The organism is Alphaproteobacteria bacterium HT1-32 (assembly GCA_009649675.1).
Taxonomy (GTDB): Bacteria; Pseudomonadota; Alphaproteobacteria; order Rhodospirillales; family HT1-32; genus HT1-32.
Window position 1 is genome coordinate 228,578 of record WJPL01000002.1, and the last position, 20,289, is coordinate 248,866.

Genomic DNA, 20,289 nt, shown 5'->3' on the forward strand with positions numbered 1-20,289 from the left:
ATGCTGGCGGGTCGCCATCTCAAACGGGCAGGGCGTAGTTCACCGGGCGGGTTGCTGCGCTTCGGTGCGATGACGATAAGGCGACGGTTACGCGATCTCATCGACCGGCGTCAGGCGACATGGTCGGCAACCTATAGCGCCGACAAAACCCCGCTTATCAGCATCCTCGACCCGCTGGAAGCCGGACAGATATCCGCGGCATTCTGCCTGCCGGACGATGTCATTGAGAACTGGCGATCGCACCGGTTTGATATTCTCGGCTCCGGCTGGGTCGCCGCCTTATCAGACGGGCAGATCAGTTCCGGACCCAATCAGGTAGTATCCGAACAAATCGCTGCCCTTCTGCCCACAGTTTACAAGCCTGTGGACTGGCATCGCGATCTGACCAGCGGGCATTGCTGGAGACCGGACCAGTGGCATCGCGATGTACCGATACCGGTAGGGCAGGGCGTCGATATCAAGTCGCCGTGGGAACTGGCGAGATGCCATCATCTTCCCGCCATGGCGCTTGCCGCTGCGGCAGGTGGTGATGCAGATCTGGCCAGCGAGATCCGGGCGCAGATACTCGATTTCATTGCCGCCAATCCACCGAAATTCGGAGTGAACTGGCGCTGTACGATGGATGTCGCAATCCGTGCCGCGAACTGGGTTGTTGCAGACTCGATCCTGCGCAGTGCCAGCCTGCCGGATTGCTCTGATGATATGACAGATATCCTGTCTGCCAGCCTGCTTGACCACGGGCGATTCATTATCGGCAATCTGGAATGGTACCCGGACCGGACGGGTAACCATTACCTCGCCAATATCAGCGGCCTGGCCTTTATCGCAGCGGCGCTGGTCCCGAAGGTGAACACGGAAGCCGCAGGGTGGCTGAAGCTGGCAACCCGGGAGCTGGAGCGGGAAGTTGACGTTCAGTTTCTCCGCGATGGCGGGCATTTTGAAGGTTCTGTTGCCTATCACCGGCTGTGTCTGGAAATGGCAGTCTGGGGCACCGGGGCCTGTCGCGGTGCCGGATCACAGTTTAAAGCCGCGCATTATGAGCGACTGGCTGCGGCAACTGAGTTTCTGAGAGCCACAATCAAGCCTTCAGGTGATTTTGTGCAGGTCGGCGATAACGACAGCGGCCGGTTCCTGAATCTCTGTCCGGATTTCGATGACGAATTGCAGGAGCGCCAGCTGACCCCGCAGGCGACCCTTGATGCTGCCGCTGCACTGTTGTCATCAGCCAAGACAGTGGTTGGTGTGGATGGTCTCGTGATGTCGACGCTGGCAAAGCCAGTTGTGGTCGCGCCAGGTGAGATCGCTTCCGGTCATGGCAGTTCTGGTGAAGTCTTGTCAGGCGGGAATGAGCTTGTCCTGCCCTATGGGGAGGGGCTGGATGAAGGTATTCAGGCGCTCGCATTCCCGGACTTCGGGTTGTTTGTCCTGCGCAGTAAACGTCTCTGGCTTTCCATTCGCTGCGGGGGAGAGACGGACCCGATTGGTGCGCACCGGCATAATGACCAGTTGAGTGTCGAGCTGACGGTGGATGGACGCGATATCATCCGTGATCCGGGAACTTACATCTATACCCCGGACCCGGCGGCCCGGAATGCCTATCGTGCGATTTCGGCTCATTTCACGCCGCAAGCTGCGGATGGCCGGGAACCTGCCAGCCTTGATGCCGGTCTGTTCTTTCTCGACCCCCTGATGGGTGGAACCTGTGTGTTTTTTGATGAGACAGGATTCCGGGGCTGGCATGCAGGCTTTGGCGCGAAAGTCTGGCGCGAGATACAGATAAAGCCGGACCGGATCATCATCCGTGACCGGGCTGAAGGCGGTCAGCAGCTTTCACCGCTGACCCTGCCCGAACAGCCTCTGCCATTTTCTCCCGGTTATGGACGCCGGGATAACAGCGGCTGATTATCAGCCTGCTGCGGTCAGTGCGGCCTGTATCTTCTCGATCGTCTGAGCCAGTTCTGCCTCGCCATATTTCTGTGCCGCGACGGCGCCCCAGACGGGTCCGGGCCATGCCGGGTCTGTCTTGTATCGTGCGATGACATGGATATGCAGCTGCGGGGTCATGTTTCCCAGTGCGGCCACATTCATCTTGTCCGGATTGTAGACTGAAACCAGCGCCCGTGAGGCGAGATCAATCTCCTGCATCAGTGTCAGCTGGTCACTGGCGGCGATGTCATGAAAGTCTTTCAGGCCGGGCTTTGCAGGGACCAGCACAAGCCAGGGGTAGGTTTTGTCATTCAGCAACTGAACGCGGCAGAGCGGCAGGCTGGCCACGTCGAAAGTGCCAGCGACGAGATCGGGGTGTAGTTCGAACATTCTGATAATCCGGAAGAGTGACGTTGAAGGCAGTGTAGGGTAATCCTACTGCATGGAAGCACGACTTAAATCGGAAATATGGATCAAGGCGCTGATCCGGCGATGGCAGGGGCAATTTGTTCCGGTCATGGTCTGCCATCGCGGCGATACGGATGCGGGATCGATTCTGCTGAAACTGAACCGTTTCAGCAGGGGGTGCCGGGTCTTTTCGCAAACCCGCACTGTTGACGGTGCCCGGGCATGGCTGTCGGCGACAGGACCGGAGGTGGTCGATGAGAAGACAGCGGATGACTATATCGCCCGCCAGTTGCGCTATGATCCGGATGTATGGGTGCTGGAAGTGGAAGATACTGCCGGCGTTTTTGAACTTGATGACCCGGTTGTCAGCTGAACACAGGGAGATGTGAGATGGAACAGACCTATCCGCCAGGTGCGGCCTTCATGGATGGCGACTATATCGAGATCAAGGACGCCAAGATATCGGTTCTGGACTGGGGATTGCTGCGGTCTGACGCAACCTATGACGTGGTGCATGTCTGGGACCGGAAGTTCTTCCGCCTTGGTCATCACCTGGCCCGGTTCCGGCGGAGTGTCGGCAAGCTGCGGATGACGCTGCCTTATACCGATGACGAGATGACGGAGATTTTCAAGGAGCTGGTTCGCCGGTCCGGCATGGAGAACTGTTATGTCGAGATGATCCTGACCCGCGGTACATCGCCTACCTTCAGCCGCGACCCGCGAGACGCCGTGAACCGCTTCATTGCCTTTGCCATTCCCTTTGGCTGGATTGCCAATGAGGAGCAGCGAAAGCGTGGTCTGGACATTGTCATCTCGAATATTCCGCGAATTAACCCGGAATCAGTTGACCCGACAGTGAAGAACTATCACTGGATGGACCTGGTCGCCGGAATATTCGAGGCATATGACCGCGGTGCAGAGAATGTTGTGCTTGTTGACGGTGCCGGAAATATCACTGAAGGGCCAGGGTTTAACGTATTTACGGTTAAGAATGGCGTTGTGGCGACTCCGTCACGGGGTGTGCTGGAAGGCATTACCCGGCAGACCGTTCTTGATTTGTGTGGAGAATTACAGATCAGGGCCGAGCAGCGTCAGGTTGCCGTCAGCGAAGTACATATGGCCGATGAGGTTTTCATTTCCTCGACGGCTGGCGGTGTGATGCCGGTCTGCCGGATCGACGGCAAGCCGGTCGGATCTGGCAAGCCCGGCCCGGTTACAGCGAGATTGTCGGAAACCTACTGGCGCAAACATGATGACCCGGCATGGATTACGCCGGTGGATATGCGGTAATGAAGTTTCACTGGCTTTATATTCTCATCGGGTTGGTTTTTCTGCTGATGTTCATCTGGATGTACCGTCGGCAGTCAAAGTTTGTCCGGGACCTGACAACGGAGTCTCACGCGACCAGCATCTATGGGCTGAAGGGCGTGGAGAAACCGGCCTTTGGAAAGGATAGCCGCCCTCCCCGGGAACGGTTCCGGTCGGTCGTCGAAAAGCTCCGAGAGCGGGTACTGACTGCGCGGGGTAGGATTACGGATGCCAGACTGTCGGACGCATCACAGGAAGACTGGAAGTTCTATATCGGTTATCTGCGGGAAGTAGTAGAAGTCCTGGCCAAAGCAGAAGAAACGCTGATTTCCGGTCCGCTGCTGGTCCCGTTGTCGGCAGAGGCCAGCCGGCTGCTTGGTAATGGCCGGGAAGATTTTATGGCCGGAGAAAAAGTTCTGACCGCGCAGGAATCGGATGAGATGTTTCTTGCAGGACGCCAGACAGCCCGGGCCGACAATGAAGCCGGGGCGCTGGATGAGATGCCGGGGCTGTTCGCCCGTTTCGGCTGACGAATGCTGGCAGGCTGATGCGGCCGGGAGGTGAGTCCCGGCCGATACAGATCAGCCGTGGTCTGCGGTCAGGCCAACAGCTTCAATGCCGGCAATGGCACAGATTTCATCGTTTTCCGAGCTGTCGCCGGTAACACCGACAGCACCGATGATGGCGCCATCCTTGCGGATGAGAACACCGCCCGGAACCGGGACGAGGGAGCCATCAGACAGGGCGTTCATGGCCTGGATGAAATAGGGCTGTTCCTGTGCGCGCTTGAAGATGGCACGGCCACCAAGGCCGAGGCCGATGCAGCCGTTGGCCTTACCCTGTGCAATGCCGGGGCGCAGGGTGCTGGTGCCGTCTTCACGGGCCAGTACTTTCAGGGTGCCACCGGCATCGAGAATGGCGACGGTCAGCGGGTTGAGGCCAAGTTCATGGCCTTTCGCGAGGGCAACCTCGACAATCTTGTTAGCAGTCTCAAGGGTCAGGCTCATACGTCTTCCTCGGTAAATGTTGTTTTGTTCAGGGCATCAGAAGTAAGGGATCAGGCGGGCCAGACAACCGGAAAAATCGGTGCATTGAGAGGGTCTCCCGGCTTCAGCAGGGATTTCAGTTCCGGGAACGGCGGTGATGTCTCGCCGGGGCGGCTGGCATAAGTGACATCCTCGCCAAGCCACCGGGTTGCGAAACCCCTGCGGCGATTCTGCAGTTTTTCGGTGCCTGGCGCGGCATGCAGCGTCCTGGCGTGGAAAATGATGGCGTCGCCCGGCTCCAGATCCCAGGACAGAATCCGGTATGAATCGCGATGGGAATCGATGTCCGGCACGTCTTCATAGCTGCCCGGCTCATAATCATAATTTTCATGATTCAGAAAAAGTCGGGGCATATACATCTTCCCGGTGGCATGGGTTCCCGCTGCAAACTCGACACCGGCGCTGGCCGGAACCTGGTCGAGGGACAGCCAGATCGAGCATATCTGGTCACCATCGACGCAATAATAGGGCTGGTCGTGATGCCATGGGGTGCGCTCCCGCGTGCCGGGTTCCTTCACCAGAACATGCTCATGGAAAATACGGGCGGAGGGGGAGGACATGGCCTCGGCCGCAAGCCGGGGCGCCGGGGAATGGCGCATGAACTGTTCATATTCCCCGATCCTGTCCCAGTTGCAGTAATCGCCAAAGAAGCCGCCAGGTGCGCCGTCCGGCGTATATTTGCGGCCGACCGGCCCCGGCTCCCGGATATTCCGGTCTATGCCCTGTGCCAGCAGATCGAGCCAGTTCTGATCGAAAGCCTGGCGGATACAGAGGACACCATCAGTGCGGAAAGCTGTGATCTGCTGCTCGGATAGCAAGGAGGGCATGAGTTTGTTTCCTGAATAAAATCTGTCGTTGTGCGGCTGTTTCTCTGCGGGGACATCCAATCCTGCCGCAAAGCCGTACATAGAGACAAGAATTCATCAGATCGGATCGCTTATGACATTCCTCCGCCTGCCAGTGCTGCTGGTGCTCATACTGTTTTCAGGTACCGCGTTGGCGGATATCGATGAAAGCATTCCGACCAGCAATGTTCTCGATTTCACCATTACCCGAAATGGCGATGTCATCGGGGCGCATCATGTCCGGTTCACGGACAACGGGGATGAAGTGATTGTGCGGACGGACATCAACATCCGTGTCACGTTCGCGTTCATTACCCTGTATGACTATCAGCACGAGGCGACAGAAACCTGGCGCGGTGGTGTTTTGCAGTCGATAGAAGCGAAGACTAACAATGATGGCGCGCCGGAGTTTGTCTCCCTCCAACGGGAAGGTGGACGTCTTGTGGGGGATTCCACCAGAGGCAAGCTGAACCTGCCGGGTGATACCGGGGCGACTTCATACTGGAATCCGGTCTATCTGGATGCCGGAACCTGGCTGGATACGCAGGATGGTGAAATCCTCAAGATGAACCATGACCAAAAAGGTGAGGAGCCGGTTATGGTTCAGGGGCAGGCTGTTACAGCCCGCCAGTCTCATAGCGTGGCAGACAATGGCAGCGAAGTCCGTCTGTGGTACGCAGACAAGCGGCTCGTCAAAATGCAGTTCAGGGCATTCGACGGGTCAATTCTTGATTATGAGCGTCTGTAGGCCCGCTGATTGTCCGTATTTCTGCTAATAACAGACCGAGGAGGCGAAGGATGAGAATTCCGCAGGCACCGAAAACCGGCTGTGCATGGATAACCGGTGCCAGCAGTGGCATGGGGCTCGGTATGGCGAAGATGCTGGCGGGTGCTGGCTGGCGGGTCGCAATCAGTGCCCGCAATACCGAAAAACTGGAAGCTGTGGCCCGTGACAGCAACGGTCAGATCATTGCGATGCCGGTTGATGTCACGGATGAAGCGGCTATGCACAAAACGACGGGGCTGATCGAGTCAGAGGCCGGGCCGGTTACACTCGCAATTATGAATGCGGGCACTTACACGCCGGTCGATGCAGAAAGCTTTGACGCGGGAAGTGTCAGGAAACAGATGGAGGTGAACTATTTCGGGGCAGTGAATGGTATTGCTGCGGTCTTGCCGGGCATGACAGAGCGCCGATCCGGCCATCTGGCGCTGGTCGCGTCACCGACATCCTATCGGGGGTTGCCAAGGGCCGGGGCCTACGGGGCGGCAAAGTCGGCCATGGTCTCTCTCGCCGAAAGTCTGAAGTTTGATTGCGAACGTCTGGGGCTGGATATCTCGGTGATCCTGCCGGGTTTTGTCCGCACGGCGATGACCGAACAGAATGACTTCGACATGCCTTTCCTGATGGAACCGGACGAGGCGGTCCGGAGAATACTGGACGGGCTGGCCCGCAGACGCTTTGAGATCGCGTTTCCGAAACGTCTGGTCTGGCCGATGAAAATTACCCGGGCGATGCCTTATTCATGGTATTTCCCGCTGATGGCAAGGCTGACAGGACAATGACAGAGCAGTGGGCAGACCGGTATCTGAAGGCTTTTGAACGGCTGGATCGTGATAATCTTGGCGATCTGGCGGCGCTGGTGGCCGAGGATGTCCATTTCGTTGATCCGTTCAACGATTGCCACGGCCGGACAGCATTTCTGCGTGTCTTCGAACATATGTTCGAGACGGTGGAGAGCCCGGTCTTCGTGGTCAATTACCGGCTTTGTGATGATGCCAGATCTATCGCGCACTGGACTTTCACTTTTGGTCTGCGCGGACAGTCGGCACGTATTACCGGACTCAGTGAACTGACCTTCGGTCCGGATGGCCTTCTGACAGCACATATTGACCATTGGGATGCAGCCGGTCAGCTGTATGAGAGACTTCCGCTGGTGGGTGGTTTGCTGCGCTTTTTGCGGCGGCGTCTGTCGGCTTGCTGAAGGAAAGCGTAACCTCGCCCAGCAGAATCCCCCATTTGGAAACTTTTGCGCGGTTAATCAGAACGCCGCCCGGTTGCAGGAACATCCAGTCATCGAAGGTGACTTTCCAGATGTTGTCGCCAACCGGCAGCATCATGTCATACGACCAGTTCAGCGCATTGCCATAAACAGATCCGTCGGCAGTTCCGATGACATCACCGGCCCGGCCTTCATAACGATGTTCGTCAATCTTTCGGATGCGCCAGATGCGCTGTTCTGTTTCGCCATCGGAATACAGGAAATCCTCTGTGAGGGTGAGGGTTTCACCATCCCAGTCTCCGGTGATATCGACGGTGAACTGGCGTCGCAAATTGCCGAAGCGATCTTCAAAAATACCCCAGGCCTGCGTTGTTCCGGCAAAATAATCTTCCAGAACCAGTCGGGGTTCCTGACCTGCGAAGTCCTGAGGTTTCATGCTGCTGCACCCGTTTATAACCAGCGTGGCGGCGATTGCGAAAAGCAGACTAATTCGTTTCACGTTCGGCCCGAGCCTCTCTTTGTTGCAGACGCTGACGAATGACGGACTGACGGCCAGCATCTATCGGAAATTTATATATGAGGGCGATGGCGCAAAACTTAAGGAGAATCGGCATGATGGCGTATAGAAAAATCAATCCGTCTGTGGCTGCGGCGGATTGTTCTCCGGCTTGTGCATCAAAACCGAGGATATCCAGCGACAGAAAGGCGACGCCCACCGCACCGGCCAGGGCAAACTTTGTCGACATGTTCCAGAAGGCAAAATAGATACCGGCACGCCGGCGGCCGGTCTTCAGGGTGTCGTAGTCAACCACATCGGCCTGAATGGCGGGCGGCAAAGCAAGGTCGGCACCAAGTGCCAGCCCGGTTGTCAGGCAGACGATGGCAAAAACGGGCACATCTCCCGGTCCCAGAAAGGCTGCTAGAGCAAAGGCTGCGCAGTTGAAAATCATGGCTCCCGACCAGACCCGGTGTTTCTGTACCCGTTCGGCCAGTTTCATCCAGAGTGGCACCCCCGCGACACCTGCCCCGAAATACAGCAACAGCAGCCAGTTTCGTTCTGCGTCGGTGCCGCCTAGCACATGGGTGACAAAGAAGGCGAACAAGACCGTCGGAAAGCCGTTCGCCAGTCCATTCAGCAGCCAGGCCGACAGCAGCCGCATGAACGGCTTGTTCTGAAGATAGATGCTGAATTTTATGGGTGTCTGGTTATCGGCGGGGCGTGCAGGAACCGGGTCCGGTACAAGTCGAAGGGCGGCGGCCAGTGAGATGGCGCCGCCAATCAGTGTGGCCATGACAATCAGCTTCAGCCCGGTTTGCCAGTCATCGGTCGAGAAGATGACAGGGATGGCCGCAGCCATCAGAATACCGGTCATCTGTGCGGCTTCACGGGCGAGGGTAATACGCGAGCGGTCCCGGTAGTCCGGGCTCAGTTCAGCGCCCCAGGCGGTGTAGGGCAGGGCAATCATGGTCCAGCCGAGATAGAGCAGGCTGGACCATAACGCGAGATAGATAACGGAGACATCAGCAGGTGGGACAAACAACATGAACAGGGCAATCCCGGCGACCGGTGCGCCAAGCGCCATCATGGGCCGTCGCCGGCCAAACCGGCCCCGCCAGCGGTCGCTGATCGCGCCGGCCAGCGGGTCGGTGATGACATCCAGCAGGCGGGCGGCGGCCAGCACGCCTCCGATAGCGGCCAGCGGAAGGCCGAAGGTTTCAGCATAGAAAGTCGGCAGCATGACCGCGACAGGAATAGTCGGTATGGCGAGTGCCATTGCCGGGGCGGCATAGGCGGCTATCCGGCCTCGCGACAGCGGGCGTGCGGGGGATGTCATGACAGGGTCAGGGTTTGACGATGCGAACCTGGGCGACGTCAATCAGATCTGCCCTGAATCCACCTTCACAGTAAGCGAGATAATATTCCCACATGCGTCGGAACCGGTCATCAAATCCAAGCGGCGAGATATTGTCCCATTTTTCGAGAAACCGTTGCCGCCATTCTGCCAGTGTCCGGGCATAATGTTCGCCAAAATTTGCTTCCCCTGCCATCTGCATTCCCGCCATCTCGATATGCTGGCGAAGTGCCGTGGGTGAGGGAAGCATGCCGCCGGGGAAGATGTACTTCTGGATGAAGTCGGCATTCTGGCGGTAGCCATCGAATCGTTCATCGGCAATGGTGATCGCCTGCAGGGCGGCGGCACCACCGGATTTCAGCCGTTCATTGATAACCGAGAAATAACGCGGCCAGTTTGCTTCGCCGACGGCTTCGATCATCTCAATGGAAACAACCCGATCGAACTGGCCGGGTACGTCGCGATAATCCTGCAGCCGGAATTCGATTTTCTCTCCCAGACCTTCCGCCTGTGCGCGTCGTGAGGCCTCGTTATACTGCTCGGTCGATAAGGTCAGCCCGACCACCTTGCAGCCAAAATTCCGGGCGAGGTGGATTGCCATGGCTCCCCAGCCGGCACCGATTTCAAGAATTTCCATGCCGGGTGACGGGGACAGAAGCTCACCTATCCGCTCAATTTTCTTTTGCTGTGCCGCTTCCAGACTGGTGCTCAGGTCCGGATAGACAGCTGATGAATAGGTCATCGAGGGGTCTAGCCACTGTTCATAAAACGCATTGCCGAGATCGTAATGGGCGGCAATGTTGCGCCGGGCACCGGACCGGGTATTTGCCCGCATGAGATGCAGCAGCCGGGCCGTCGTTTTTGACAGGAAAGTGCCTTCGGCGGTGGAGCCGAGTGCATCCAGATTGCGCGCCCCCCATTCCAGGAAGGTAGCCAGTTCCGGGGTCGACCAGTGGCCATCCATATAGGCTTCTGCCAGCCCCAGATCACCGCCAAGTATCAGGCCGCGGGCACCAGCGGAGCTGTGCAGATGCATGACAGCATCGGGGCCGGGTTGTGTTCCCTTGATTTCATGTGTTTCACCGGAAGGTGTGATGACCGTAACATTACCGATAGGGCAGCGCCGGACAGCAGCCAGCAGCAGGCCTGTCCATGGGTCAAATCTGTATTTTCCCTGCGGCGTCATGTTCTCTCCCAAGCTTTTCAGTCGGATGCCGAGGTTGGAACCTGAACATTCTATCAAGATATTTCTCCAGACCCAAAGGAAACTGTTCGTTCAGGCGGTGCTGGCCGTGAGATGAACCGGGCACCCTTGAACCAGAGTTTCAGGGCTTCCCAGTGAATGCCGGCGATGACCTTCAGTGTCATCAAGGGGAAGGCAAGTGCCGTAAGGGCGAGCGAACGATCCGTAATCTCCCGGCGTGTGCCGGAGAAAGCAGCGTGCAGCAGCGGGCCTGTCGGATCTGACTCCCGGATTGCAACTGCGACCTTGTCCTGATCCGGTAACCGGACACGGAACTGGTATTGCTGCTCCATTTCGATGAAGGGAGAGACATAGAACACCTTGTCAGCACGCTGACGCAGCATTCCACGGCTCTTCATCGCTTCACCCGGACTGACCGGTATCAGATAATGGTGCTTTTGCCGGAAGGTGTTGCGCACTTCGTACAGGATTGCCTGCTGACTGCCGTCTTTGCGGTCGCAGAACCAGACGGTCAGCGGGTTGAATGCATATCCGAACATCCGGGGCAGGCAAAGCAGGCGGATACGCCCCCCTGCCTGCATACCGTTTTCGGTCAGGATCGTGTCGATCCAGTCCCGCAGGGCGCCGGTATGAGACTGGCCATCGCCATGATCTGCATCGCGGAAGCTGAACAGTGCACGACGGTTATAACCGAACAGGCGATGCCCGCGGTCGAGTTCTGCGACTTCGTCCAGATCAAGGAGGAAGTAGCACATCCTGTAAGCCAGGCGGTGGCGAAGGGGTTTCAGCCGGCGGTGCATGACCTCTCCGGCGAACAGGGCTGATGCTGGCCGGGTCATTCTGCTGCCAGCCCCAGCGGTGGCTGTATCGCCGGGGGTTCCTGACTCCACGGGCGCTGAACACCGCCAATCTGTTCCGCGACTTGAAGGCCGGACCGCAGGCCGTCTTCGTGAAATCCTGCACCGGTCCAGGCACCGCAATACCATATCCCGCCAGCACCCTGGATATCATCGAGACGGTCACGGGCGGCAAAGGATGCCAGATCAATGATCGGGTGGTCATAAAGGTACTGGCCGTGAATCAGGTGATCTGCGGGCGGCCTGACCGGATTGAGAGTGACGAACAGCGGCGTTGAGGCGGGAAGCCCCTGAAGCTTGTTCATCCAGTAGGTCGCGGTGACGTTACCTTCCCGTTCTCTTCCGGCACCACCGAGAAAATTCCAGCTCGACCAGACCCGCCGCCGGAGCGGCATCAGGGCAGGGTCGCTGTGAAGGTAGACATCATTCGGTTTGTAGCGAAAGCAGTCGAGAACAGCCTGCTCGGAGGCGCTCAGATCCTGAACCATGGCCCTTGTCTGATCAGAGTGGCTGGCCATGACCACATCGTCATAGCGTTCGGTTCTGCCCTGACTGTCGCGCACCAGAACCCCGTTCGGGGTTCGCCAGACAGCCTCGACCGCACTGTCATGCCAGATACGATCGCTGATCGGAGCGGCCAGCCTCCGGACATATTCCCGGCTGCCACCATCGACCGTGCGCCATTCCGGGCGCTCGGCGAGTTCCAGCAATCCGTGCTCGTCGAAGAACCGGACAAAGGCCAGTGCGGGTTGCTGGCGCATTTCGGCAACCGAGCAGGACCAGATTGCGGCTCCCATCGGCATGATGTGATCGTCGATGAATGAGGCGGAATACCCCTCCCGCTCCAGCCAGTCCTGCAATGACAGGCCGGCAGCATCGGGCTGGTTGTAAATGACCCTGGCCGAACTGAAGAAGCGCAGAATACCACGAACCATCCGCCAGAAACGCGGGCGGGCGATATTTGTCGGCTGACCCAGCATATGGGCAACTGAACTACCGGAATATTCGAGTCCGCCAGCGTCCAGAGAAGCTGCGAAAGACATGTCGCTGCTTTTGGTCGGGACATCGAGCAGGGCAAAAAGACGGGTCAGATTGGGATAGTTGGAGGGCGTGTAGACGATAAACCCGGTATCGACCGGAATATCGCCATCTGGTGTGCTGACAGTCACTGTATGGCTATGGCCGCCCAGACGCCGCCGCCGTTCATAAAGGGTCACGTCATGTGCCTTGTGGAGTAGCCAGGCAGCGGACAGCCCGGATATCCCGGCCCCGATAACAGCAATCTTTTTTCTATTCTTGATGAAAGCTTCAGTCACGTGATCCCGATGCGCCAGTTAGTGGTAAACCCCGCAGGCATGTTCGCCTGTGAAAGCTTTTACGCAACCGGCTGGCTGACGGATCACTGATGGTGCGTCAAATACTTGGGCCGGGGGACGGAATGTCGTATCACCGTGCAACTTATGGATATAACGGAGTTATCAGACGCGATGCATGGACCAGAGGGACAGCTTGCAACCGGTCGTGAAATCATTCCTGCGGAATGGACTGATTATAACGGCCATATGAATGTGGCTTATTATGTGGTCGCTTTTGACCGGGCGACAGATGCCTACAAGGATCAGGTGGGAATCGACAAGGGTTACCGGGAACGCACCCGGCACAGCACTTTTGCAGCGGAGTTGCATGTTGTCTATCTGCAGGAGGTCCGGGAAGGGGAAGAGGTCTATCTGACCACCTACCTGCTGGACTGGGATGCCAAGCGGCATCATTTCATCCATTCCATGTGGCGGGCCAGCGACAATACGCTCTGCGCAACCATGGAAGTGATGTCATTGCATATTAATCTGGAAGCACGGAAGACAGCCCCCTGGCCGTCGGAAATATCAGAACGGCTGGCGGCTGTTCATGCTGAACATCAGGCATTGCCCCGCCCGGAACAGGCCGGTCGAAAGGCCAGCCTGCAGCGACGGGGATAAGGTATCAGCCGAGAATCCGGAGCACGTTGTGCTTTACATCTTCGCGGGTAAGACCCTGTGCGGCCAGATCGGCGTCAGACAGGGTTGAGTAATCTTCCATGTAATCGGCGGCTGCGGTGGCCCGGCTGAGCGAGTCAACAAAGTCAGCGATGGCCTGAAACGGTGCTGCAAGAACATGGAGCAGTGTGTGTGAGTGGATCGAGAGGGCTGTTTGCATGATTATTCTCCTTCAATGCCAACACCCTAACCGGCAATATTGCGGTGCACCATAGATTATGTGGCAATGCAGCATTGCGATCTGTGCATATGTTGGAAAAGACCCCGTGAGGTCAGGAGAAGCGGCGAACGCCTTCACGCAGAGCCAGGACAATCTGCTGTTCCGTCGTGCCACCGGGGCCGTCCATATGACGGGACAGCACCAGATAGAGCATATCGACATGCAGACCGACGAGATCGTACTGCTTCGTCGTCAGTTCTGTCCGCCCTGTCAGGAAATCATGCAGGGACTTTGCCATGGCTGTCATCAGCGGATAGTTGAAAGATCCGCCGAGGGATTTGATGTCATAGGCTGCCCGCAGGGCTGACTGAATGAAGATGGCGACATCATCCCGGTGTGCCCGTGCGTAGCCAAGATCAGAACGCAGCTTTTTCAGCAGGCTGGCGGCTTCCACGACAAATTCATCCCGACTGGCCTGAATCACCGATTCCAGTTCATCAAGTTCCGCCGGAGTCATGGCGATATCAAAGCCGTTCTTCGTGTTTACCGACTTCTGTTTCAGCTCTTGCTGAGCCGGAATGACCTGTACATTACGCGCCATGTCTTCTGATCCTAACTCCGCCGTTCGTCGCCGTCATAGGGCATGGTCTTGCGCCGTCTGTCGGGACCGAAATAGCTGGGTGCATTGATAAAGCATCGGGGGCGGGCAATGACCGAGACAAGTCGGGCATAAAACCCCTTGGCCGTAAAGGGCTTGGCCAGAAATTCGGTTACCCCGTTGTCGCGTGCATCGGCGACAAAGGGTTCTTCAGAGTGACCGGTCAGCATGATGACTGGTAAAAAGCGATTTGGCGAGGCAGAGGAGTTCCGGAGAAGGTCGAGGAACTCGACGCCGGTCATCGATTCCATTTGCCATTCTGTGATCAGGACATCCGTATTCTGTTTTTTGATCAAAGAAAGGGCTTCATCGGGGTTTCGTGTAACCTCAATGTTTGTCGCGCCGAGATAGCGCAAGGTATCTCCCACCATCTTGATCGACAGTTTATTGTCGTCGACGATGAGAAAACTGACCCTGCTGAAGTCAATCTTCTGTTTAATAAGCCTGTCTCCCGATGACGTCAGGCCCCGCCCCCAAAGCGTAGCCTGACTTTATCGACTGAAACTGAGTGAGTAAAGCAGTGTAGTCGGTCAGGAATGTCCGACAAAACATATAAAAACAGAGGGTTAGGGCTGTCCTGAATATCCCGCTCCGGAAATCGTGATCCAGGGAATAAGTTTTGTTCCGGAACGAAAACAGGCCCGCCACTGGCGAGCCTGTTCTGGCAATCAGTAGAAGCGATCAGGCTGCGGCGGCAGCTTCCGTCGCTTTGCGAATGCGCTTTTTCAGACGACGCAGATTGTCATCCAGCTTTGCATCAGCGGTATCCAGAATAAAGGCGTCGATGCCGCCTTTATGTTCAATCGAACGAATGGTTGAGACGGCAACGCGCACACGAACCAGTTCTTTCAGAATTTCGCTGAAAAATGAAATGACCTGCAGGTTCGGCAGGAACCGGCGGCGGGTCTTGTTGTTCGCATGGCTGACGTTATTGCCTGTCAGCACGCCTTTGCCTGTGAGGTTGCAACGACGCGACATTGCGATCTCCTTAAAAAACGATGATGAGCGGATGAACCGCAAAACGAGCAGGGGTTCTAAGGCGCGGTCAGGCGGCTGTCAAGCTGTCCGGGAGATCAATGACGTGTTTGTCCGTTGCCGGGATCAAGAAATGCCTGTTCCGCGATAGCACGGAGTTTTTGCCGTTCTTCTTCCGTCAGGCTGTCGAGGCTGGATTGCCTGGCCCTGTGGACTGACATGGCATTGCGGATAACGGCCCGGCGATCAAGGTCATCCTGAGACGGCATGCGAAATACCTCGACCTCGACATCCGGTGTCGGCGGGACTTTTGCGGGAACGGTTCCCGCTGTTGCCTCAGCCGGGGCTTCGATATCTTTCAGCCCGAGCAGTTTTCCAATGAGTTTTCCAAAGCTCAACAGACTATCCCGAAAATTTTCCGTACAACGTCGTACGGTGATTGAACTGTAGCATTTGCCGTGAATAATTTCACGTTATGCTTGGCAGAAATAAATCTTGCCGGATTCACGAATGCGGAGACGATCAGAATGAAATTCAGGGCAGCACTTCTCAACTTTGATGGCAGCGATATTGTTGTCTGTCAGGTGACCCAGAAAACGATTGATGACCTTGAGGCCGCGAAAAATGCGATTCGGTACTTTCAGGCACTGTTCCCCGGTCGCAAGACGATCATAACGGCCGAAGATGATTATGGTCGCTGGATCTATCTGGGGAACCGGGAGATTTGCGAAGCGCTGAACGATTTCGATATTGCTGACGACGACTGGGAGACCTACGAAGTCGAGAACTGAGTATCTGTGACCTTCGCTAGGTGATAATCCAGTCTTTCAGAATGCCGGTTACCTCTTCCGGGCGTTCCATCGGTGTCAGATGGCCAGCCGTCTCAACAACATGCAGGCTGGCCCCCGGAATTGCCGCCGCAATTTCTTCATTCCAGGGCAACGGTGTTGCCTTGTCCTGCCGGCCACAGATGACCACAGTCGGAATGCTGATCCCTGGCAGCAGGTCACGCCTGTCAGAGCGGCTCATGATCGCTTTCTGTTGCCGGATGTAGGTCTCCAGCCCGACACGCTCTGCCATCGCGTCAAAGGCCTGCATAAGCCCGGCATCATCATGCCGGGACGGATGGATATAGGCATCAAGCGATTGCTGCTTGATGGCGTTGAAATCGCCACCGGCAGCGGAGGCCAGAAAATTACGCCGCCATGCCATGCGGTCGGCATCATCCGCCCGTGCGGTCGTGTCCAGCAGGGCGAGGTGAGTCAGCCGCTCCGGGGCAAAGGACAGAATTTCAAAAGCGCAGTAGCCGCCCATCGACAGTCCGGCGAGGGCAAACCGCTCCGGGGCATTGTCGAGAACCCGGCGCGCCATCGTGTGAATGTCTTCATCGGAACGGGTATCGCCGACAATGATATCTGCATGATCGGCCAGATGATCTGTCTGGTGCTGCCAGAGAGCATCATCGTTCAGCAGCCCTGCCAGCAGGACAAGTGTGGGTTTTGCCATGATCAGACCTCGATAACTTCTTCACCATCATCCCAGCGGACGCGATACAGGTCGGTGCGTCTGTTATCCCAGTTCTGGGTTGTGCCGCGGTCCTTGTGCTGACGTAACAGATCAAGGCTGAGATCATGGATGATCATCATCTCTGTGTTCGGCGTGCATTCCGCGGCGATACCGTCACGGTCGAAGGCGATGTCGGAAGGGGTGAGGATGCAGGATTGGGCATAATGCATGTCCGCAGCCTCGACATTCGGCAGGTTTCCGATGGCGCCGGCCATGGCGATATAGATTTCATTCTCGACACAGCGGGCCTGTGCGCAGTAGCGCACCCGCATATGGCCGGAACGCATATCTGTGTTGTAGGGCACGAACATGATCGTTGCGCCTTTTTCGGCGGCTACACGGGTCATTTCCGGAAATTCGATGTCATAGCAGATCGATATGCCGATCTTGCCGCGGTCCGTATCAAAGACACGTACCTTGTCGCCGGCGCTGACGCCCCACCATTTGGCTTCTGACGGGGTGATATGGACCTTGTACTGCTTGTCGATGGTGCCGTCGCGGCGGAACAGAAAAGCGACGTTATAGAGCTTGTCGTCCTCGATCATCAGATGTGTACCGCCGATGATATTGACGTTGTAACGCAGAGCCAGGTCGGCAAACAGATCAAGGTAACGGTCGGTATAGCGATCCAGTTTCCGCGCCGCCTTTGCCGGGTTTGGTTCCTTGTACAATCCCATCAGCTGGGTTGTGAGAAGCTCCGGAAAGACGACAAAATCACTGCGATAGTCTGAGGAGGTATCGACGAAATACTCAACCTGACGCGCAAAATCGACGAACTTCTTGATTGGTCGCATCTGATACTGAACGACACAGATACGAACGATCCCGCTGTCCGCGACGCTGGCCTTGTCCATCATGTAGTCGGGGTTCTGCCAGACCATCAGGGTGGCATGTCCCATCGATTCGACATCTTCGGGAAGATAGTTCCTCAGCACCTGATTGAATTCGAAGCCGTTTGACAGCTGGGCGGTCAATACGGGGTCGGTGAGGGTGCGTGAATGAACCTGTTCGCAATACTCTTCCGGCGACATTTCCTCGGCATAATTGCAGTAGCCGGGGATGCGTCCGCCGATAATCATGCCTTTCAGATTAAGCCGGGTAACAACAAGCTTGCGGGCATCATACAGACGGCGCGCCAGTTTCTGGCCCCGGAAGTCCGGGTTTACCGCAATATCAATGCCGTACAGATATTCACCTTTCGGATCGTGGTTGCCAATCAGCCCGTCATCGGCAACTTCGTTGAAGGTATGCTGGCGGATGACCTGTTCTTCATTGACGATCAGGCTGGCGGAGACAGCGATCAGCTTGCCTTCGAACTCCACCCCGATCTGACCGGCTGAGAACCGTTTCAGCTGAGCCAGAAAATGCTCCCGCTCCCAATGGGGAATATCTTCGCCGAAGGCAGATTTCTGCACGGCGACGACGCTTTCGTAGTCACTCTGGCGCAGGCGCCGGACATGCATTTTCTTCTCAAACTTCTTCAGAAGCGTCTTGTTGGTTTCGTGACTGCTCTTGCGCTTGGTCATAATCCGATGGCTTTCTTCAGGTGGGGCGGAGCGCACCGTCTGCGATGGCTCCTGCCAGGGTTTTTTCGGCTTCTGCGGCTTCCTGCTGGCGGCGCCACATTTTTGCGTAAACGCCGTCTGTTTCCAGCAGTTCGCTATGTGCTCCGCGTTCAACGATGCGTCCGGCTTCCAGCACCAGTATTTCATCTGAATCAATGATGGTGGAGAGCCGGTGGGCAATAACAAGTGTTGTCCGGTTCGCTGATACTTCGCGCAACGATGCCTGAATTTCCCGTTCGGTCTGGCTGTCGAGAGCGGATGTCGCCTCGTCAAACAACAGAATATCCGGTTTCTTCAGAATGGTTCGGGCAATCGCGACGCGCTGTTTTTCACCGCCGGACAGTTTCAGTCCCCGCTCGCCGACCTTCGTGTCATAGCCTTCTGGCAGGCTGCTGACGAAATCGTGGATGCGGGCCAGTCTGGCTGCTTCCTCCACTTCTTCCCGGCTGGCGGCTGGGCGACCGTAGGCGATATTATAGTAGATGCTGTCATTAAACAGCACTGTATCCTGCGGCACGATTCCAATTGTGGCCCGCAGGCTTTTCTGTGTGATGTCGCGGATGTCCTGACCGTCAATTGTCACCACGCCGCCATCCACGTCGTAGAATCGGAACAGGATGCGGGAGATGGTGGATTTTCCGGCACCACTGGGGCCGACAATCGCGGTGGTCCTGCCCGCGGGGACGATGAAATCAACACCATGCAGTATCTGCCGATTGCTCTCATAGGAGAACGTGACGTTCCGGAAGGCCACTTCGCCGCCGCTGACAGTCAGTGCAGGTGCATCCGGTTTGTCCGATATCTCCGCATCTTCGCGCAGCAGACTGAACATGGACTCCATGTCGGCCAGTGACTGTTTGATTTCGCGATAGACGAACCCAAGGAAATTCAGCGGCAGATAAAGCTGGATCAGATAGGTGTTCACCAGCACGAAATCGCCAACCGTCATTGTGCCATCAGCGACTCCCTGACCGGCCAGGATCATCACCACCGTCAGGCCAACGGCGATGATCGCCCCCTGACCGATATTGACCAGCGCCAGCGAGGTATTGCTGAGGACCGAGGCATGTTCATAGTCCCGAAGGGAGGCGTCGAAGCGGCGGGCTTCATGCTCTTCATTGCCGAAATATTTTACGGTCTCGAAATTGAGCAGAGAATCAATGGCCTTGGTATTGGCTTCCGAGTCCTTTTCGTTCATCCGGCGCCGGAACTTGATCCGCCATTCCGTCACGACCAGCGTGTAGGCGATGTAGGCCATGATCGTCAGAAAGGTGACGATGGCGAAGGAAATATCATACAGCCAGATCAGAATGCCGCAGACCATCAGCACTTCCAGCAGGGTCGGCAGGATATTGAACAGCATGAAGCGAAGCAGGAAGTCGATCCCCTTCACGCCGCGTTCAATGGCCCGGCTGACGCCGCCGGTCTGACGTTCGAGATGGAAGCGGAGCGCGAGAGCGTGAAGATGCTCAAAGGTTTTCAGAGCGGATTGCCGAATGGCCCGTGCGGCAACTTTGGCAAAGAAGAAATCCCGCATTTCGCCGAAAGCCAGCGCCAGTACCCGGGCCACTCCATAGCCGATAATCAGCAGCACAGGCACAGCGAGAATTGTGGTTACGCCGGCAGCGGGACTGAGCTGGTCGACCGCTTCCTTGTACAGCATCGGCGTATAGACGTTGGCGACCTTGGCGATGGCCAGCAGCGACAGGGCCACCACGACCCGCAGCCGCAGTTCGAACGAGTCCTTGGGCCAGAGGTAAGGCAGCAGCGTCCGTATGGTCTGCAGATCATTCCGGGGGCGTTTGTCGCCGGTATCAGGGCGAGGGGGTGACATATGGAACTGAGCCGTTGTTCTTGATGGTTCGGGGCATGTGGGGATTAC

The 20,289-nt window shown here is 56.9% G+C and carries 25 protein-coding genes; 9 read left to right on the top strand and 16 right to left on the bottom strand.

Annotated elements, in window-relative coordinates; translation table 11 throughout:
• Complete coding sequence (locus tag GH722_12510) at positions 1 to 1,902, top strand: hypothetical protein (protein ID MRG72584.1); 1,902 nt, start codon at positions 1 to 3, stop codon at positions 1,900 to 1,902.
• A 3-nt stretch (positions 1,903 to 1,905) separates the two neighbouring features.
• Here GH722_12510 and GH722_12515 read toward each other — a convergent pair whose 3' ends face one another.
• Positions 1,906 to 2,316: an HIT domain-containing protein gene (locus GH722_12515; GenBank protein ID MRG72585.1), complete on the bottom strand. Its 411-nt coding sequence runs from the start codon at positions 2,314 to 2,316 to the stop codon at positions 1,906 to 1,908.
• A 52-nt stretch (positions 2,317 to 2,368) separates the two neighbouring features.
• Here GH722_12515 and GH722_12520 point away from each other — a divergent pair, with 52 nt between their 5' ends.
• From GH722_12520 to GH722_12530, 3 genes are read left to right on the top strand one after another with little or no spacing between them, the layout of a single operon-like run.
• Positions 2,369 to 2,707 carry a DUF1491 family protein gene (locus tag GH722_12520; GenBank protein ID MRG72586.1) on the top strand — a complete coding sequence of 113 codons (339 nt, stop codon included), beginning with the start codon at positions 2,369 to 2,371 and terminating at the stop codon, positions 2,705 to 2,707.
• Between the two features lie 50 nt (positions 2,708 to 2,757).
• Positions 2,758 to 3,624 (top strand): branched-chain amino acid transferase, encoded by an 867-nt coding sequence (locus GH722_12525; protein MRG72587.1) that lies wholly within the window; start codon positions 2,758 to 2,760, stop codon positions 3,622 to 3,624.
• On the top strand, positions 3,597 to 4,172 hold the full coding sequence (locus GH722_12530; protein ID MRG72588.1) for a hypothetical protein: 576 nt from the start codon (positions 3,597 to 3,599) through the stop codon (positions 4,170 to 4,172). The genes GH722_12525 and GH722_12530 overlap by 28 nt, the downstream gene beginning before the upstream one ends.
• A 51-nt stretch (positions 4,173 to 4,223) precedes the next feature.
• Here GH722_12530 and GH722_12535 read toward each other — a convergent pair whose 3' ends face one another.
• Together GH722_12535 and GH722_12540 are read right to left on the bottom strand one after the other, a co-directional pair.
• Positions 4,224 to 4,649 (bottom strand): heme-binding protein, encoded by a 426-nt coding sequence (locus GH722_12535; protein ID MRG72589.1) that lies wholly within the window; start codon positions 4,647 to 4,649, stop codon positions 4,224 to 4,226.
• A gap of 50 nt (positions 4,650 to 4,699) precedes the next feature.
• A complete protein-coding gene (locus tag GH722_12540; protein MRG72590.1) occupies positions 4,700 to 5,515 on the bottom strand; it encodes a phytanoyl-CoA dioxygenase in 816 nt (271 codons plus the stop codon).
• Positions 5,516 to 5,627: 112 nt separating this feature from the next.
• Here GH722_12540 and GH722_12545 point away from each other — a divergent pair, with 112 nt between their 5' ends.
• The 3 genes from GH722_12545 to GH722_12555 are packed head-to-tail and all read left to right on the top strand — an operon-like array spanning position 5,628 to position 7,518.
• Positions 5,628 to 6,281 (top strand): hypothetical protein, encoded by a 654-nt coding sequence (locus tag GH722_12545; protein ID MRG72591.1) that lies wholly within the window; start codon positions 5,628 to 5,630, stop codon positions 6,279 to 6,281.
• Between the two features lie 50 nt (positions 6,282 to 6,331).
• Positions 6,332 to 7,099, top strand: coding sequence for an SDR family NAD(P)-dependent oxidoreductase (locus GH722_12550; GenBank protein MRG72592.1), 768 nt, complete (start codon positions 6,332 to 6,334; stop codon positions 7,097 to 7,099).
• Positions 7,060 to 7,518: a nuclear transport factor 2 family protein gene (locus GH722_12555; GenBank protein MRG72593.1), complete on the top strand. Its 459-nt coding sequence runs from the start codon at positions 7,060 to 7,062 to the stop codon at positions 7,516 to 7,518. The genes GH722_12550 and GH722_12555 overlap by 40 nt, the downstream gene beginning before the upstream one ends.
• Here the strand turns inward: GH722_12555 and GH722_12560 are convergent.
• The 5 genes from GH722_12560 to GH722_12580 are packed head-to-tail and all read right to left on the bottom strand — an operon-like array spanning position 7,379 to position 12,733.
• Positions 7,379 to 8,095 carry a DUF3833 family protein gene (locus tag GH722_12560; protein MRG72594.1) on the bottom strand — a complete coding sequence of 239 codons (717 nt, stop codon included), beginning with the start codon at positions 8,093 to 8,095 and terminating at the stop codon, positions 7,379 to 7,381. The genes GH722_12555 and GH722_12560 overlap by 140 nt on opposite strands.
• Positions 8,022 to 9,371, bottom strand: a complete 1,350-nt coding sequence (locus tag GH722_12565) for an MFS transporter (GenBank protein ID MRG72595.1) — start codon at positions 9,369 to 9,371, stop codon at positions 8,022 to 8,024. Before GH722_12565 ends, GH722_12560 begins: the two co-directional genes overlap by 74 nt.
• 7 nt (positions 9,372 to 9,378) lie before the next feature.
• Positions 9,379 to 10,575, bottom strand: a complete 1,197-nt coding sequence (locus GH722_12570; protein MRG72596.1) for a methyltransferase domain-containing protein — start codon at positions 10,573 to 10,575, stop codon at positions 9,379 to 9,381.
• A 53-nt stretch (positions 10,576 to 10,628) separates the two neighbouring features.
• Positions 10,629 to 11,432: a DUF1365 family protein gene (locus GH722_12575; GenBank protein MRG72597.1), complete on the bottom strand. Its 804-nt coding sequence runs from the start codon at positions 11,430 to 11,432 to the stop codon at positions 10,629 to 10,631.
• Complete coding sequence (locus GH722_12580; protein MRG72598.1) at positions 11,429 to 12,733, bottom strand: FAD-dependent oxidoreductase; 1,305 nt, start codon at positions 12,731 to 12,733, stop codon at positions 11,429 to 11,431. The genes GH722_12575 and GH722_12580 overlap by 4 nt, the downstream gene beginning before the upstream one ends.
• 177 nt (positions 12,734 to 12,910) lie before the next feature.
• Here GH722_12580 and GH722_12585 point away from each other — a divergent pair, with 177 nt between their 5' ends.
• Positions 12,911 to 13,426: a hypothetical protein gene (locus GH722_12585; GenBank protein MRG72599.1), complete on the top strand. Its 516-nt coding sequence runs from the start codon at positions 12,911 to 12,913 to the stop codon at positions 13,424 to 13,426.
• Between the two features lie 4 nt (positions 13,427 to 13,430).
• Here the strand turns inward: GH722_12585 and GH722_12590 are convergent, their stop codons facing one another.
• The 5 genes from GH722_12590 to GH722_12610 form a co-directional block, all read right to left on the bottom strand.
• Positions 13,431 to 13,643, bottom strand: a complete 213-nt coding sequence (locus GH722_12590) for a hypothetical protein (protein ID MRG72600.1) — start codon at positions 13,641 to 13,643, stop codon at positions 13,431 to 13,433.
• 112 nt (positions 13,644 to 13,755) lie between these two features.
• On the bottom strand, positions 13,756 to 14,244 hold the full coding sequence (locus tag GH722_12595) for a transcriptional regulator (protein ID MRG72601.1): 489 nt from the start codon (positions 14,242 to 14,244) through the stop codon (positions 13,756 to 13,758).
• 11 nt (positions 14,245 to 14,255) lie between these two features.
• The gene (locus tag GH722_12600) at positions 14,256 to 14,741 is read right to left on the bottom strand and encodes a response regulator (GenBank protein ID MRG72602.1); all 486 of its coding nucleotides are present in this window, start codon (positions 14,739 to 14,741) and stop codon (positions 14,256 to 14,258) included.
• 241 nt (positions 14,742 to 14,982) lie between these two features.
• Positions 14,983 to 15,279, bottom strand: a complete 297-nt coding sequence (rpmB, locus tag GH722_12605) for a 50S ribosomal protein L28 (GenBank protein MRG72603.1) — start codon at positions 15,277 to 15,279, stop codon at positions 14,983 to 14,985.
• Positions 15,280 to 15,374: 95 nt separating this feature from the next.
• The gene (locus GH722_12610; GenBank protein MRG72604.1) at positions 15,375 to 15,674 is read right to left on the bottom strand and encodes a hypothetical protein; all 300 of its coding nucleotides are present in this window, start codon (positions 15,672 to 15,674) and stop codon (positions 15,375 to 15,377) included.
• Between the two features lie 129 nt (positions 15,675 to 15,803).
• On the opposite strand from GH722_12610, the gene GH722_12615 reads away from it, so the two are divergent.
• On the top strand, positions 15,804 to 16,067 hold the full coding sequence (locus GH722_12615; protein ID MRG72605.1) for a hypothetical protein: 264 nt from the start codon (positions 15,804 to 15,806) through the stop codon (positions 16,065 to 16,067).
• A 16-nt stretch (positions 16,068 to 16,083) separates the two neighbouring features.
• Here the strand turns inward: GH722_12615 and GH722_12620 are convergent, their stop codons facing one another.
• From GH722_12620 to GH722_12630, 3 genes are read right to left on the bottom strand one after another with little or no spacing between them, the layout of a single operon-like run.
• On the bottom strand, positions 16,084 to 16,782 hold the full coding sequence (locus GH722_12620) for an alpha/beta fold hydrolase (protein ID MRG72606.1): 699 nt from the start codon (positions 16,780 to 16,782) through the stop codon (positions 16,084 to 16,086).
• 2 nt (positions 16,783 to 16,784) lie between these two features.
• A complete protein-coding gene (locus GH722_12625) occupies positions 16,785 to 18,368 on the bottom strand; it encodes a GNAT family N-acetyltransferase (GenBank protein ID MRG72607.1) in 1,584 nt (527 codons plus the stop codon).
• Between the two features lie 16 nt (positions 18,369 to 18,384).
• Positions 18,385 to 20,241, bottom strand: a complete 1,857-nt coding sequence (locus tag GH722_12630) for an ATP-binding cassette domain-containing protein (GenBank protein MRG72608.1) — start codon at positions 20,239 to 20,241, stop codon at positions 18,385 to 18,387.
• Positions 20,242 to 20,289: the final 48 nt, after the last annotated feature.

What these genes read in the sequence shown, in the direction of transcription:
- GH722_12615 (MRG72605.1), top strand. Translation starts at nt 15,804, where the DNA reads ATGAAATTCAGGGCAGCACTTCTCAACTTTGATGGCAGCGATATTGTT.
- GH722_12510 (MRG72584.1), top strand. Translation starts at nt 1, where the DNA reads ATGCTGGCGGGTCGCCATCTCAAACGGGCAGGGCGTAGTTCACCGGGC.
- GH722_12550 (MRG72592.1), top strand. Translation starts at nt 6,332, where the DNA reads ATGAGAATTCCGCAGGCACCGAAAACCGGCTGTGCATGGATAACCGGT.
- GH722_12595 (MRG72601.1), bottom strand. Translation starts at nt 14,244, where the DNA reads ATGGCGCGTAATGTACAGGTCATTCCGGCTCAGCAAGAGCTGAAACAG.
- GH722_12540 (MRG72590.1), bottom strand. Translation starts at nt 5,515, where the DNA reads ATGCCCTCCTTGCTATCCGAGCAGCAGATCACAGCTTTCCGCACTGAT.
- GH722_12625 (MRG72607.1), bottom strand. Translation starts at nt 18,368, where the DNA reads ATGACCAAGCGCAAGAGCAGTCACGAAACCAACAAGACGCTTCTGAAG.
- GH722_12590 (MRG72600.1), bottom strand. Translation starts at nt 13,643, where the DNA reads ATGCAAACAGCCCTCTCGATCCACTCACACACACTGCTCCATGTTCTT.
- GH722_12530 (MRG72588.1), top strand. Translation starts at nt 3,597, where the DNA reads ATGGATTACGCCGGTGGATATGCGGTAATGAAGTTTCACTGGCTTTAT.
- GH722_12555 (MRG72593.1), top strand. Translation starts at nt 7,060, where the DNA reads ATGGTATTTCCCGCTGATGGCAAGGCTGACAGGACAATGACAGAGCAG.
- GH722_12560 (MRG72594.1), bottom strand. Translation starts at nt 8,095, where the DNA reads ATGCTGGCCGTCAGTCCGTCATTCGTCAGCGTCTGCAACAAAGAGAGG.
- GH722_12535 (MRG72589.1), bottom strand. Translation starts at nt 4,649, where the DNA reads ATGAGCCTGACCCTTGAGACTGCTAACAAGATTGTCGAGGTTGCCCTC.
- rpmB (MRG72603.1), bottom strand. Translation starts at nt 15,279, where the DNA reads ATGTCGCGTCGTTGCAACCTCACAGGCAAAGGCGTGCTGACAGGCAAT.
- GH722_12515 (MRG72585.1), bottom strand. Translation starts at nt 2,316, where the DNA reads ATGTTCGAACTACACCCCGATCTCGTCGCTGGCACTTTCGACGTGGCC.
- GH722_12630 (MRG72608.1), bottom strand. Translation starts at nt 20,241, where the DNA reads ATGTCACCCCCTCGCCCTGATACCGGCGACAAACGCCCCCGGAATGAT.
- GH722_12520 (MRG72586.1), top strand. Translation starts at nt 2,369, where the DNA reads ATGGAAGCACGACTTAAATCGGAAATATGGATCAAGGCGCTGATCCGG.
- GH722_12545 (MRG72591.1), top strand. Translation starts at nt 5,628, where the DNA reads ATGACATTCCTCCGCCTGCCAGTGCTGCTGGTGCTCATACTGTTTTCA.
- GH722_12575 (MRG72597.1), bottom strand. Translation starts at nt 11,432, where the DNA reads ATGACCCGGCCAGCATCAGCCCTGTTCGCCGGAGAGGTCATGCACCGC.
- GH722_12620 (MRG72606.1), bottom strand. Translation starts at nt 16,782, where the DNA reads ATGGCAAAACCCACACTTGTCCTGCTGGCAGGGCTGCTGAACGATGAT.
- GH722_12525 (MRG72587.1), top strand. Translation starts at nt 2,758, where the DNA reads ATGGATGGCGACTATATCGAGATCAAGGACGCCAAGATATCGGTTCTG.
- GH722_12570 (MRG72596.1), bottom strand. Translation starts at nt 10,575, where the DNA reads ATGACGCCGCAGGGAAAATACAGATTTGACCCATGGACAGGCCTGCTG.
- GH722_12565 (MRG72595.1), bottom strand. Translation starts at nt 9,371, where the DNA reads ATGACATCCCCCGCACGCCCGCTGTCGCGAGGCCGGATAGCCGCCTAT.
- GH722_12585 (MRG72599.1), top strand. Translation starts at nt 12,911, where the DNA reads ATGGATATAACGGAGTTATCAGACGCGATGCATGGACCAGAGGGACAG.